The 13,086-nt window shown below is 43.8% G+C and carries 13 protein-coding genes; 8 read left to right on the forward strand and 5 right to left on the reverse strand.

Annotation, left to right across the window (positions count from 1 at the left end):
• Nucleotides 1-10: 10 nt before the first annotated feature.
• The 3 genes from O4M77_RS05660 to O4M77_RS05670 are packed head-to-tail and all read right to left on the reverse strand — an operon-like array spanning nucleotide 11 to nucleotide 3,627.
• Complete coding sequence (locus O4M77_RS05660; protein WP_323713993.1) at nucleotides 11-805, reverse strand: enoyl-CoA hydratase/isomerase family protein; 795 nt, start codon at nucleotides 803-805, stop codon at nucleotides 11-13.
• A 12-nt stretch (nucleotides 806-817) separates the two neighbouring features.
• Nucleotides 818-2,419, reverse strand: coding sequence for a carboxyl transferase domain-containing protein (locus O4M77_RS05665; RefSeq protein WP_323713994.1), 1,602 nt, complete (start codon nucleotides 2,417-2,419; stop codon nucleotides 818-820).
• 35 nt (nucleotides 2,420-2,454) lie between these two features.
• Nucleotides 2,455-3,627 (reverse strand): isovaleryl-CoA dehydrogenase, encoded by a 1,173-nt coding sequence (locus O4M77_RS05670; RefSeq protein WP_004782484.1) that lies wholly within the window; start codon nucleotides 3,625-3,627, stop codon nucleotides 2,455-2,457.
• Nucleotides 3,628-3,773: 146 nt separating this feature from the next.
• On the opposite strand from O4M77_RS05670, the gene O4M77_RS05675 reads away from it, so the two are divergent.
• From O4M77_RS05675 to O4M77_RS05695, 5 genes are all read left to right on the forward strand, one after another.
• The gene (locus tag O4M77_RS05675) at nucleotides 3,774-4,409 is read left to right on the forward strand and encodes a TetR/AcrR family transcriptional regulator (RefSeq protein WP_004782481.1); all 636 of its coding nucleotides are present in this window, start codon (nucleotides 3,774-3,776) and stop codon (nucleotides 4,407-4,409) included.
• A gap of 97 nt (nucleotides 4,410-4,506) precedes the next feature.
• Complete coding sequence (locus O4M77_RS05680; RefSeq protein ID WP_004782479.1) at nucleotides 4,507-6,195, forward strand: AMP-binding protein; 1,689 nt, start codon at nucleotides 4,507-4,509, stop codon at nucleotides 6,193-6,195.
• Between the two features lie 242 nt (nucleotides 6,196-6,437).
• The gene (locus O4M77_RS05685) at nucleotides 6,438-7,109 is read left to right on the forward strand and encodes a class I SAM-dependent methyltransferase (protein ID WP_180033999.1); all 672 of its coding nucleotides are present in this window, start codon (nucleotides 6,438-6,440) and stop codon (nucleotides 7,107-7,109) included.
• Nucleotides 7,110-7,171: 62 nt separating this feature from the next.
• Entirely contained in the window at nucleotides 7,172-7,969 is a 798-nt protein-coding gene (locus O4M77_RS05690) for a thioesterase family protein (RefSeq protein WP_262738361.1), read from the forward strand.
• A gap of 83 nt (nucleotides 7,970-8,052) precedes the next feature.
• Nucleotides 8,053-8,829: a F420-dependent NADP oxidoreductase gene (locus tag O4M77_RS05695; RefSeq protein ID WP_323713995.1), complete on the forward strand. Its 777-nt coding sequence runs from the start codon at nucleotides 8,053-8,055 to the stop codon at nucleotides 8,827-8,829.
• 43 nt (nucleotides 8,830-8,872) lie between these two features.
• Here O4M77_RS05695 and trmB read toward each other — a convergent pair whose 3' ends face one another.
• Nucleotides 8,873-9,589, reverse strand: a complete 717-nt coding sequence (gene trmB, locus O4M77_RS05700; protein ID WP_004782474.1) for a tRNA (guanosine(46)-N7)-methyltransferase TrmB — start codon at nucleotides 9,587-9,589, stop codon at nucleotides 8,873-8,875.
• A 150-nt stretch (nucleotides 9,590-9,739) separates the two neighbouring features.
• Entirely contained in the window at nucleotides 9,740-11,185 is a 1,446-nt protein-coding gene (locus O4M77_RS05705) for a SulP family inorganic anion transporter (protein WP_323713996.1), read from the reverse strand.
• A gap of 216 nt (nucleotides 11,186-11,401) precedes the next feature.
• On the opposite strand from O4M77_RS05705, the gene gstA reads away from it, so the two are divergent.
• The 3 genes from gstA to O4M77_RS05720 all read left to right on the forward strand — a co-directional run bounded on the left by gstA (nucleotide 11,402) and on the right by O4M77_RS05720 (nucleotide 13,080).
• Nucleotides 11,402-12,013 (forward strand): glutathione transferase GstA, encoded by a 612-nt coding sequence (gene gstA, locus O4M77_RS05710; protein WP_323713997.1) that lies wholly within the window; start codon nucleotides 11,402-11,404, stop codon nucleotides 12,011-12,013.
• Nucleotides 12,014-12,171: 158 nt separating this feature from the next.
• Nucleotides 12,172-12,753 carry an NAD(P)H-dependent oxidoreductase gene (locus O4M77_RS05715; RefSeq protein WP_323713998.1) on the forward strand — a complete coding sequence of 194 codons (582 nt, stop codon included), beginning with the start codon at nucleotides 12,172-12,174 and terminating at the stop codon, nucleotides 12,751-12,753.
• Nucleotides 12,754-12,768: 15 nt separating this feature from the next.
• Nucleotides 12,769-13,080, forward strand: coding sequence for a putative quinol monooxygenase (locus tag O4M77_RS05720; RefSeq protein ID WP_323713999.1), 312 nt, complete (start codon nucleotides 12,769-12,771; stop codon nucleotides 13,078-13,080).
• Nucleotides 13,081-13,086: the final 6 nt, after the last annotated feature.

Genomic DNA, 13,086 nt, shown 5'->3' on the forward strand with positions numbered 1-13,086 from the left:
CTTCTTGTTGTTATGCCGTGGTCTTAATCCAGGCCGGGCTTTGTTTGTTTAAAAATGCATTCAGTCCATTTTTCGCCTCATCTCCCTGGCGAACATGGGCAATATGCTGTGCGGTTTTAAACAGCAGATCTTCAGTCAGGACCTGTTGATCGACCAGTTGAATCAGCTGTTTTGAGGCGTTTTGCGCTGCTGGTCCACCGAGTAAGAGCGCTTCCACAATCTCATCAATTTTGCTGTCGAGCTGTTCTGGTGCAGTCACTTCATGTGCCAGACCAATGGTTTTCGCCTGTTCAGCTGAGATTCGCTCAGCAGTCAGGAAATAACGTGACGCCTGACGGGCGCCAATCGCACGAATCACATACGGACTAATGGTCGAAGGGGCTAATCCTAAACGTACTTCAGACGTTGCAAACTTGGCATCAGTGCTGGCGATACAGATATCACAAGCGGATGCCAGTCCCATACCGCCGCCAAAAGCAATTCCATGGACACGGGCAATCGTCGGTTGTTTTAATGTCGCCAGACTTTGCAACATTTTTGCCAGTTTGAGAGCATCGGCTTCATTGTCTGCCTGTGAGGCCTGACCGGCCTGTTTCATCCAGTTCAGATCTGCACCCGCAGAGAAGCTTTTGCCTCGGCCTGCCAGAATCACCACGCGTACGTCATCACGCTGATTTAAAGACTGGAAACAGGCATGTAGCTCTTCAATGACCTGGGTATTAAACGCATTATGCAGTTGAGCCCGGTTAATCCAGACCGTTGCCACCTGATTCTGCTGTTCGAGCTGTAAAAATTGATAGTCCATTTTTGTCACCTCTTACATGCGGAACACGCCGAATTTGGTTGGCTGGATTGGTGCATTCATCGCTGCAGCCAGACTTAGGGCCAGGACTTCACGCGATTGCGCTGGATCAATGACACCGTCATCCCATAAACGCGCAGAAGCATAATAAGGATGGCCTTGGCGTTCATATTGGTCACGAATTGGCTGTTTAAACTGGTCTTCTTCTTCAGCTGACCAGGTTCCACCTTTTTGCTCAATCTGATCGCGTTTCAAAGTCGACAATACGCTAGAGGCCTGTTCACCGCCCATCACTGAAATACGCGAGTTTGGCCAGGTCCACATAAAGCGTGGCGAGTAAGCACGGCCACACATGCCATAGTTACCGGCACCAAAAGAACCGCCAATCACCAGAGTCAGTTTAGGCACATTGGCTGTCGCGACGGCCATCACCAGCTTGGCACCATTTTTGGCAATACCTTCATTCTCATACTGACGACCCACCATAAAGCCGGTGATGTTTTGCAGGAAGATCAGCGGAATATTGCGCTGGGTACATAGTTCAATAAAATGCGCGCCTTTTTGTGCAGACTCAGAGAATAAAATTCCATTGTTGGCAATAATTCCAACTGGCATTCCATAGAGCTTGGCAAAGCCAGTGACCAGGGTAGTCCCAAAGCGTGCCTTGAATTCGTCAAAGCGTGAACCGTCGACAATACGCGCAATCACTTCGCGGATATCAAAAGGCTTGCGCGCATCACTCGGCACAATGCCATACAGCTCTGAGCTGTCAAAACGCGGTGCTTCGATTTCATCTGCAGTTTTATTTGGCTTTTTGTTCAGGTTCGCCACAATGTTGCGGGCAATGGCAATTGCGTGTTCATCATTTTCTGCCAGATGATCGGCAACCCCAGATAAACGAGTATGTACATCACCGCCACCGAGATCTTCACTAGAAACCACTTCACCAGTAGCTGCTTTCACCAGAGGAGGGCCACCGAGGAAAATAGTACCCTGATTACGCACAATAATGGTTTCATCTGACATCGCTGGCACATAAGCACCACCTGCAGTACAACTACCCATCACCACTGCAATCTGTGCAATACCTATACTCGACATACGTGCCTGATTGTAAAAGATACGGCCGAAGTGATCACGATCCGGGAATACTTCATCCTGTAAAGGCAAATAAGCACCGCCAGAATCGACCAGATAAATACATGGCAAATGATTCTGCTCAGCAATTTCCTGGGCACGTAAATGCTTTTTCACTGTAAGGGGATAATAAGTACCGCCTTTGACTGTGGCATCATTGGCCACAATCATGCAGGTCACACCATTCACCTGGCCCACACCAGCGACTACACCTGCTGCAGGAACATCATCCTGATAAACCTGATAGGCAGCCAGTTGACCGATTTCCAGAAAAGCCGTGCCTGGATCAATTAAATGATTAATCCGTTCACGCGGCAGTAATTTGCCGCGATCCAGATGTTTCTGGCGGGCAGTTTCTCCGCCACCCAAGGCAATTTTTTCTACTTTCTGTTTAAGATCATCGACCAGTTGCAGCATGGCAGCCTGGTTGGTCTTAAACTCTTCACTACGTATATTGATTTTGCTCTGTAACTGATTCATGACAAACATCCTTGTTTTATTCTAAGTGTTCAGGTTTAGGCTGTTTCGTTGAAGAGCTCACGGCCAATGAGCATGCGGCGGATTTCGGAAGTTCCGGCACCAATTTCATAGAGTTTGGCATCGCGCCATAAACGGCCTGCAGCAAATTCATTGATATAACCGTTACCACCTAAAGTCTGAATAGTTTCGCCTGCCATCCAGGTGGCTTTTTCAGCGGCATATAAAATGGCACTGGCAGCATCTTTACGCAGGCTACGGCTATGATCGGCCTTGTCACATTCAGCACCAACGGCATACACCAGTGCCTTACATGCCAGCCAGGTAGAGTACATGTCAGCAATTTTGCCTTGCATCAACTGGAATTCACCGAGTGCCTGACCAAACTGTTTACGGTCATGAATATAAGGAATCACGGTATCCATGCAGGCATCCATAATGCCCAGTGGACCAGCACTGAGAACCGCACGTTCGTAGTCCAGACCACTCATCAGCACTTTAGTCCCATTGCCGACACCGCCAAGCACGTTTTCTTTCGGAACTTCGACATTGTCAAAAAACAGGGGATAAGTATTGGAACCACGCATACCCAGTTTGTCTAAATGAGTGCCGTGACTAAAACCTGGCATATTTTTCTCAACCAGGAAGGCGGTCATGCCTTTGGCGCCAGCTTGTAAATCGGTTTTGGCATAGACGACAAGTACATCGGCATCACCACCATTAGTGATCCACATCTTGGAACCGTTGAGTAGATAATGATCGCCTTTGTCTTCAGCTTTCAGTTTCATGCTAACCACATCTGATCCGGCATTCGGCTCAGACATTGCTAATGCACCGACATATTCGCCAGAAATCAGTTTTGGCAGATAACGCTGTTTTTGTTCTTCATTACCATTTCGCTTAATTTGGTTTACACATAGGTTAGAATGGGCGCCATAGGACAAACCAATGGATGCTGAAGCACGGGAAATTTCCTGCATGGCAATAATATGGGCCAGATACCCCAGATTGGTACCGCCATATTCCTCACTGACCGTTAAACCAAGTAGACCCATATCACCAAATTTTTTCCAGAGGTGAGCCGGGAATTCATTGTCACGGTCAACCTGCTGGGCAATTGGGGCAATTTCCTTGGCGCAAAATGCGGCCACTGAATCACGAAGCGCAATAAGAGTTTCATCCAAACCGAAATCTAAGCTTTGTAAATTCATTCTTCATCCATCCTGAGATTATATTTGTTGTGTCCAAAAGCATTTTTGTTGTGCTTGTTTTTTTAACATACAACGAAAAATTAAAAAAGTGAACCTATATTCACAAAATGATTTACAATTCATTTTATCTGGTTGAGAATAAGATTATGAGTTATAAAAGATCATCACTGATGCAGGAACGAATGGAACAAAATCGTTTGTCGATTTTACAGTCTGCTCGTGAACTGATTACTCAAGGGGGCTTTAAAGAGGCGTCGATTCAGGCGATTGCAGAACGCGCAGGCGTTTCTACAGGGCTGGTCTATCGATATTTTGAAAACAAAAGCCAGATTTTGATTGAGGTTTTGTCGGCAGCGATTCAGCATGAAGTTGGAATTCTTGTTTCCATTGCCGGGTCGGATTTATCGCCAAAACTGAAATTGCAAAAATCTGTTACAACTTTTGTGAAACGTGCCATGAATAGCCCCCAGTTGGCGTATTCACTTATGTTTGAACCGGTTGATCCGGAAATGGAACATGAGCGTTTTCGCAGTAAACAGCTGCTTAAACAAAGCATTAAGGAAATCCTGGCCGAAGGAAAGGTGAATGGAGAGTTCGAGTTTGAAGATTTAAATACGGCAGCTTTGGGTGTGGTCGGTGCCATGACCTTTGTCGTGATTGAACCTTTAAATCCGTCCCGTAATGTAATGTTTGATCAGAACTACAAGGATCACTTTGTCAAACAGATTGCCGATTTTTGTGTTAACGCAGTACATCGACAGGAGGGAAATTCAGCAGCATAGACGCACAAAAACAGGCACATAGACAAGGTCGTCGTGGTCATAAAACAATTAGTAAAGTTGAAAATCAGAATTACAAAGAATCAAGGAGATCGATTCAATGACACAAGTACGGTTAAGCTATGCCTATGGAACCAGCAGCCAGCCTTTATTGGGTATGACGATTGGTGAAAAATTTGATCAGGCTTGCGAACAATATGCAGATCGCGATGCAGTTGTCAGTATGCATCAGAACATACGCCTGAGTTATCGGCAGCTACAGGATCAGGTCAATGCCTTTGCCTGTCAGCTGCTGAAATTGGGTATGCAAAAAGGTGACCGTCTGGCGATCTGGTCGCCGAACTGTGTGGAATGGACTATTACCCAGTTCGCAGCTTTCAAGGCAGGCATTATTCTGGTTAACCTGAATCCGGCCTATAAAAGCAATGAGCTGGAATATGTCTTGAATAAAGTGTCCTGTAAGGGACTGGTCATTGCATCGCAGTTTAAAACCACGGACTATCAGGAAATCCTGACCAAAATTGCGCCTGAATTAAAACAGGCTGAAAATAAATTACTAAATGCAGAACGTCTCCCACATTTAAAGCATGTCATTAAAATTGATGAGCAGCAGCATACTGGCATTCATCGTTTTCAGGATTTAATGCCTACACCAAGTGCTCAAGAGCTGGAACAGCTGCAACAGATCTCCACTGATTTGCAGTTCGATGAAACTATCAATATCCAGTTTACGTCGGGCACCACAGGGAATCCTAAGGGTACGATGCTGACCCATAACAATATTTTAAATAATGGTTACTTCGTCGGTGAAGCGATTCACTTAAGTCCAGAAGACCGTGTCTGTATTTCTGTTCCACTATTCCACTGCTTTGGCATGGTAATGGGCAATCTGGCCTGTATTACCCATGGTTCAGCCATGATTTATCCATCTGCCGTATTTAATCCGCTGGAAACCTTAAAAGCCATTCAGCAGGAAAAATGTACGGCAGCTTATGGCGTACCGACCATGTTTATTGCCGTACTGGAACATGAGCAGTTTGACGAATTTGATCTATCCAGTCTGCGTACCGGCATTATGGCGGGTAGCCCTTGTCCGCAGGAAATTATGCAGCGCGTGATTGAGCGGATGCATATGTCCGAAATTACCATCTGTTATGGCATGACTGAAACTGCTCCGGTAAGTGCCCAGAGTTCTACTGAAGACAGTGTTGAACGTCGTGTCAGTACAGTTGGCCGTGTCCATCCGCATCTGGAAGTGAAAATTGTCGATGAAAATGGCAAGGTGGTGCCGCGCGGTCAACTGGGTGAACTCTGTGTGCGTGGTTATTCCGTGATGCTCGGTTATTGGGAGGACCAGGACAAGACGCAGGAAGTCATTGATGCTGCGCGCTGGATGCATACTGGTGATATTGCCGAAATGGATGATGAAGGCTTTGTCAAAATCAAAGGTCGTATCAAGGATGTGGTCATTCGTGGCGGTGAAAACCTGTTCCCGAAAGAAATTGAAGATTTCCTTTATACCCATCCAGCGGTTTCGGATGTGCAGGTGATTGGTGTGCCAGACCATAAATATGGTGAAGAGCTTTGTGCTTGCATCATCTTACATGAAAATGACCCATGTACTGAAGAAGCCATCCGTCAGTATTGTGCTGAGCATATTTCTCACAATAAAGTGCCACGTTATGTGCGTTTCTTCCATGAATTCCCGATGACAGCTTCAGGTAAGGCACAGAAGTTCAAGTTGCGTGAATTTATGCGTGAAGAATTAAATTTAAAAGAGATTGCTTAAATTAATTAAAGCTAAGTTTAAATAGTATTTGATCAGATGACCTGGCGGCATGGATGCCGCCGTTTCATTGTATGGCAAGGATGCCATATCAATGAAACAGAGGGGTTTGGTTACTTTGCCCAGTCAAAGTAACGAAGCACCTGCACAATGGAAGAAGAATCCATCTTGCAAATTGAGGTCATGTATTTAGCAATTTCTTTAAATAGATAAAAATCTATTTCTATATAAATCAGAGTAAACAGATGGCAAAAAACTTTCACAGTGAAGTGGTGGTCGCCAGTTATGATGATCATATCCGTAAACTGATTCCTGGCTATGAACTGGTGCATCAACAGATTGAAGCAATACTCAGTACTGAGCTTCCAGAAAATGCACATATCCTGATCGTGGGTTGCGGTACTGGTTATGAGCTATCTTATTTATTGCAGCAGCATCCCAACTGGACATTTACTGCGATTGATCCTTCCGCTGCGATGCTTGAACAGGCAAGGAAGCATCTGGCTTCTATTGGAGCTGAACAACGAGTTCAGTTTATACAGTGCACCACTCAGGAACTGGATCAGCAGGATACTTTCGATGCTGCACTCGCTATTTTAGTCGCCCATTTTATTCCTGAACCTCAGAAATCTGATTTTTTTCAGGCTATCTATCAGAGCCTTAAAGCTGGCGGGATCGCATTGACCTATGATCTGATGCAGCCAGAAGGTGAGAATGAATTAAAGGTGATGCAAAAAATGGCACAGCAAACCGGACTTAGTGTGCAGCAAAGCGAAAATATGCTGGCCAGATTGCAGCAGGACTTTTTTCTGATTTCAGCGGAAGATTCAAATGAACTTTTAACAAAAGTCGGATTTAAACAGCACAAAATTTATAGTCAAATCATGAATTATTATGGTTTTTTACTCAGAAAATAAAGATCATGAAACTTTATATGAATTTTAAAGTTTAAGAGAATAATCAAGGAAGTTTAAGAAGAATGTCAGCATATTATAGTTTGATCCAGCGCGAGCAGCATACAGATGGCAGTACTACTGCCTATTATCGTTCCAATATTCATGCTCAAGGTGCGTGGAATCCTCATGAACAGCATATGGCACCGGCAACCGGTATTCTATGTGTTGAACTGGAACAGTTTCAGCCTAGATCAGAAATGCGCATTGGCCGGGTTGGACTGGATATTTTTGGGCTGATTGCATTTGGTGAATTTTCTATTACTACACGCATGATCCGTCCTGGCAAAACTATTGAATTGATTGAGGCAGAAATGTGTGCCAATGGAAAAACCTGTATTGTTGCACGTGCCTGGAGGATGTTGACTTCAGATAGCCGGGCCATTGCAGGTATCGAAGATTTTCCGATAGAAAGCCCTGATTCTTTACCGGTTTGGGAGGGTATGAGTTGCTGGCCGGGTGGTTATATTCAAAGTATTGAAACCCGTGCACATACCGACCATCGTGCAGGTAAAGGTATTGTCTGGCTTAGAAATTCATTGGATATGGTAGAAGGACAACCGACTACAGATTTTAGTCGTTTACTCGGTATGGTCGATACCGCGAATGGCATTGTGCCACGTCAGGATCCAAATGCGGGCTGGGGATTCCCGAATCTGGATTTGCAGATTCATATGCACCGTCTGCCGCAAGGTGAATGGCTGGGGCTGGAAGTGGTGCAACAGTATGGTGAAGATGGGATTGGTCTCACCAGCGGTGTGCTGCATGATATTCACGGGCCTTTCGGTCGCAGTGAACAGATTCTGACCTTACGAAAATTCTAAAACTGATTTAAAAGCAAAAGGATGAATTGATTCATCCTTTTTTTATTGGCATGCTGTGCGCAATGGTTCAGGAATATTGATGAATGCGGATTAGTATTATTGGGGCAGGGCGTGTGGCTTATCATCTTGCCCGTGTATTGTCAGCACAACATGAAATTGTACAGATCTACAGCCGGACTCTGGATAAAGCACAGCAACTGGCTGATCAATTTAAAGCGCAAGCCATCGCTCAACCTGAAAATCTGAATCAGGATATAGACTTGATGATCATTGCCGTGAGTGATCAATCAATTGCTGAGGTCATCAGACAAGTCTATTTTTACTTGCAAGATGTGCTGATTGTCCATACTTCAGGCAGTTCTCACCTGAATGTTCTAGCAGATGTACATGCAAAGTCTGGCGTCTTTTATCCATTGCAAACCTTTAGTCTGGAACGTGAAATTGACTGGGAAAATACGCCTTTATTTATTGAAGCGTCTGAGCCAGAAGATCAAGAAATCTTAACTCATTTAGCAAATAGCCTAAGCAAACGAGTTTATCAATATAGTTCGGACCAACGTTTGAGCTTGCATCTGGCTGCAGTATTTGCCTGCAATTTTAGCAACTACTGTTATGACATGGCCAAGCAGATTGTGGATGCACAGCAGGTAGACTTTAGCCTGCTTTATCCATTGATTCTGGAAACAGCCAATAAAGCGACGAAAAATGATCCTCGTCAGGGGCAGACTGGACCTGCGATGCGTGGTGATCAGAATATTCTGAATATGCATCAGCAGATGCTAGAGCAATCTGAACGACAAGACTTGGCAGATGTATATAAATTATTCAGTCAGCAGATTTTAGAACGCCATAAGAGCTAATAAAAAAGCGCTGAATAATCAGCGCTTTTTAGACTTATAGATATTAAGAAATTTTCTTAAAGATAAAGTCATTAATCTTGTGGCCAGCTTCGATCCCGCGACGTTCAAACTTGGTTTGTGGGCGCCATTCAGGGCGAGGGTAGCTGTTGCCTTTACCTGCCAGGTTTTCTAAACGTGGACGTTCTTCCAGAACTTCCAGCATCCACTCAGCATACGGTTCCCAGTCTGTTGCAGCATGGAAAGTACCGCCAAGTTCCAGCTTTTGCTCAACCAATGGCATGCGGTCATGAGATACAAAACGGCGTTTAAAGTGACGTTTTTTCTGCCATGGATCAGGGAAATACAGCTGAACGGTGTTGATGCTATTGTCTGGCATTTCACGAAGTACCTGAATCGCATCAGCATCCAGTACACGTAAGTTCGTCACGCCAGCCATACCTGCTTCATACACGCACTGCGCAATACCCGGTACATGCACTTCGATTCCGACAAAGTTACGCTCTGGATTCGCTTTCGCCATGAGAACCAGAGAGCGGCCCATACCAAAACCGATTTCGACAGTCAGCGGACGTTCAGGGTGTTCAAAATGCTGACGCAAATCACCTACCGGATATTCCAAAATTAAGTGACCATATTGTTCAAGCGCAGTACGTTGAGAGGTATTTAATGGCGCTGAGCGGCGCATAAACGTTACAATTTCACGGTGCTCGCTTAAATTGTCCAGCTCCACGACTTGCTGGTCTAATTGATCGTTCGACATAATTTTGGCAAATCTAAAAATTCAGAATGCGGTATTTTAAGTCCTGAGCGGTGCAAGTCAAACTTTTCTCGGTATTTCTCCATAAAAATCGAGCCAGAGATCTCAGACAAAATAAAAGAGCCAGTTGGCTCTTTTATAGATCAAGCTTGATTAGGTACTAAAACGGTCGATCAAAGTGCTACTGGCTTCATTTAAACCGATTACAGTCACGTCTATGCCTTGGGCTTTAAACTTCTGGATGACGTTATTGAGCATATTTACTGAAGTCACATCCCAGATATGTGCATACGTCAGATCCAGCTCAACATGATCCAGTTTTTCTTTAAAATCAAAAAACTGGTAGAACTTTTCTGTACTACTGAAAAAGATCTGTCCAGAAATCACATAGCTACGTGAATTAGGCTTATGCAAATAAGTCGAGACATGTACAGTTCTTTCCAGTTTATTAATAAAAAACAAGGCAGAGAGCAATACACCGACAAATACACCGAGCGCCAGGTTATGAGTAGCAAGCACAACAATAATCACCGCAATCATCACGGTATTAAATTCTAGCGGATGCTTGCCAAATTGTTTTATTGCACCCCACTGGAAAGTAGTAAATGACACCATAATCATAATGGCAACCAGCGCAGCCATAGGAATATAAGCCAGCCAGTCTTTCAGGAAGACCACCAGACACAGTAAAAACACCCCAGCCACCAAAGTGGATAAACGGGTACGTGCACCTGAAGAGACATTGATAATCGACTGGCCAATCATGGCACAACCGGCCATTCCGCCCATAAAACCGCTGACAATATTGGCCATACCCTGACCACGACATTCCTGATGTCGATCACCTTCAGTTCCAGTCACTTCATCAATCACTGTAGTCGTCATCATACTTTCAAGCAGACCTACAGTGGCTAAAGTAAAGGAATAAGGCAGGATAATCTGCAAAGTTTCCAGATTCAGTGGAATTTCTGGAAGAAGAAAGACGGGTAAGGTATCTGGAAACTGTCCCAGATCGCTCACGGTGCGTATATCCGCACCAAGCAATAACGCAAGTGCAATTAGCACGACGATACAGATCAGAGGCGATGGAATCGCTTTACCGATTTTCGGGATATAAGGAAACAGATAGATGATTACCAAACCTACTGCAATGAATAGATAACCCGTACTGTCCATCCGGTTAATTTCCGGGATTTGTGCCACAAAAATCAGGATCGCGAGGGCATTCAAGAAACCATACACCACAGCCTGCGACACAAAACGCATCAGTTTGGCAACTTTAAAAAAGCCAGCAATCACCTGAATGATTCCAGTCAAAATCGTAGCTGCAAGCAGATATTGCAATCCATGATCCTTGACCAGCGTAATCATCAATAGTGCCATTGCACCAGTCGCCGCAGAAATCATAGCAGGACGACCACCGAAAAAGGCAATGGACACGGCAATACAGAAAGAGGCATATAAGCCGACTTGCGGATCGACACCTGCAATCGCAGAAAAGGCAATAGATTCAGGAATCAGGGCCAGTCCAACCACCAGACCTGCCAGTACATCAGTCCGGATATTGGAAAACCATTCTTCTTTTTTCAGGTTAATCACGAAATATCATCTAAATTTTGAGAACCTGCGTATCTTAAACAGATACAGATAAAAATCTACACAAGATTGACTTGCAAAAGCCTGTAAATTCCTCAATATTGGATATGTAACTGTGCTGAATGACAGTTACGCTTTTTTGCAATTTACAGGTTTGATCACTTGAAAGTTTGTCAGAAGCGATTTAAAACATTGAGAAGTGTATAACAAGGATCAGAAATGAAGCTTTACTATTCGCCAGGCGCGTGCTCTTTGGCAGCTCATATTATTTTAAATGAAATTAATGTCGATTTTGATTTGGAACGTGTTGACTTAAAAACCCATAAAACAGAAAAAGGTGCAGATTATTACGAAATTAACCCAAAGGGTTATGTACCAGCATTAGAAATTAATCCGGGTTTAATTCTTACAGAAAATGTTGCAATTTTACCGTTTCTTGCTCAACACGATCCAAAACAAGATCTGATTCCACCTTCTGGCATGGGACGTGCCAAAGTGTTGGAGTGGTTAGGTTATCTCAACTCAGAACTGCATGATGCTTATGCTGTATTCTTCACTGGAAAATTATCAGATGAAGCCAAAGAAAAAGCCTATGCAGAAATTGACCGTTTATTGAGTTATATCGATAAGGCCATTGGTGAATCGGACAATGATTATCTGGTCGATGATAATTTCGGTCCGGCAGATGCTTACCTGTTTGTTCTGACCAACTGGTCGAACCAGATTGAACATGATCTGAGTTCATATAAAAATATTATTCATATCCGCAATAAGGTTGCAGAACGTCAGTCTGTACAGATTGCAATGCGTGATGAAGGTTTGATTCCTTAATCTCAAAATTTTGAAAAAGCGCCATAGGGCGCTTTTTTTTATTGCTTTCAAAGTGATTATTGATATTTAGTCAATAATGATTTGCAGATTTACTACTTTTTAGCAATAAGCAGAGTCTATATAGTGCCTGCATAAATTTTTGGTTTCAGGTTCTTCCTATGAAAAATATTTTATTAATTAATGGTGCTAAAGCTTTTGCCCATTCGAATGGTCAGTTAAATGATACTTTGGCCGAACTGGCACAAGAAGTATTAACAAAGCTCGGGCATCAGGTTCAGGTGACTCGTGCTGATAGTGAATATGATGCAAAAGCAGAAGTGGAAAAATACCTCTGGGCAGATACGGTCATTTACCAAATGCCAGGCTGGTGGATGGGTGCGCCGTGGCCAGTGAAAAAGTATATTGATGATGTTTTTACCGAAGGGCATGGCAGCCTGTATGCAAATGATGGTCGCTCACGTTCAGATGCTTCAAAAAAATATGGCTCAGGTGGCCTGATTCACGATAAAAATTATATGTTATCTCTTACCTGGAATGCACCTATGGATGCGTTTACGGATACCGAGCAATTTTTTCATGGCGTAGGCGTAGATGGCGTTTACCTACCTTTTCATAAAGCCAACCAATTCTTGGGGATGCAAGCTTTACCAACATTTATTGTGAATGATGTAATTAAAGCCCCTGAAGTTGAAGCGTATATCGCACAGTACCGTGAACATTTAACTCAAATTTTTGCTTAATCAGGAGATATGACCATGCTAACCGTTATTGCTGAAATCATCTGTCATTCGGAACAAGATATGAAAATAGTGCTGGATTCATTTAACAACATCCGCGCACAGGTATTACAAGAGCCGGGCTGTCATCTTTATGATATCTATATTGATCATCCAGCGGTTGAGAGCCGATTACAGACTAAAGTGCCTTTTTCAATCATGATGTTTGAAAAATGGGAAAGTATTCAGCATCTGGAAACCCACATGCATAGTGTAAATATGCAGCAGCATGCTAAGGCCACTAAAGGTGCGGTTGAGAGCGTAAAGATTCGAATTTTAGAAGCGCTTTAAGCTGTA

Source organism: Acinetobacter sp. YWS30-1 (genome assembly GCF_033558715.1).
Taxonomy (GTDB): Bacteria; Pseudomonadota; Gammaproteobacteria; order Pseudomonadales; family Moraxellaceae; genus Acinetobacter.

Coding starts and splice junctions, on each gene's coding strand:
- O4M77_RS05660 (WP_323713993.1), bottom strand. CDS start 805: ATGGACTATCAATTTTTACAGCTCGAACAGCAGAATCAGGTGGCAACG.
- O4M77_RS05665 (WP_323713994.1), bottom strand. CDS start 2,419: ATGAATCAGTTACAGAGCAAAATCAATATACGTAGTGAAGAGTTTAAG.
- O4M77_RS05670 (WP_004782484.1), bottom strand. CDS start 3,627: ATGAATTTACAAAGCTTAGATTTCGGTTTGGATGAAACTCTTATTGCG.
- O4M77_RS05675 (WP_004782481.1), top strand. CDS start 3,774: ATGAGTTATAAAAGATCATCACTGATGCAGGAACGAATGGAACAAAAT.
- O4M77_RS05680 (WP_004782479.1), top strand. CDS start 4,507: ATGACACAAGTACGGTTAAGCTATGCCTATGGAACCAGCAGCCAGCCT.
- O4M77_RS05685 (WP_180033999.1), top strand. CDS start 6,438: ATGGCAAAAAACTTTCACAGTGAAGTGGTGGTCGCCAGTTATGATGAT.
- O4M77_RS05690 (WP_262738361.1), top strand. CDS start 7,172: ATGTCAGCATATTATAGTTTGATCCAGCGCGAGCAGCATACAGATGGC.
- O4M77_RS05695 (WP_323713995.1), top strand. CDS start 8,053: ATGCGGATTAGTATTATTGGGGCAGGGCGTGTGGCTTATCATCTTGCC.
- trmB (WP_004782474.1), bottom strand. CDS start 9,589: ATGTCGAACGATCAATTAGACCAGCAAGTCGTGGAGCTGGACAATTTA.
- gstA (WP_323713997.1), top strand. CDS start 11,402: ATGAAGCTTTACTATTCGCCAGGCGCGTGCTCTTTGGCAGCTCATATT.
- O4M77_RS05715 (WP_323713998.1), top strand. CDS start 12,172: ATGAAAAATATTTTATTAATTAATGGTGCTAAAGCTTTTGCCCATTCG.
- O4M77_RS05720 (WP_323713999.1), top strand. CDS start 12,769: ATGCTAACCGTTATTGCTGAAATCATCTGTCATTCGGAACAAGATATG.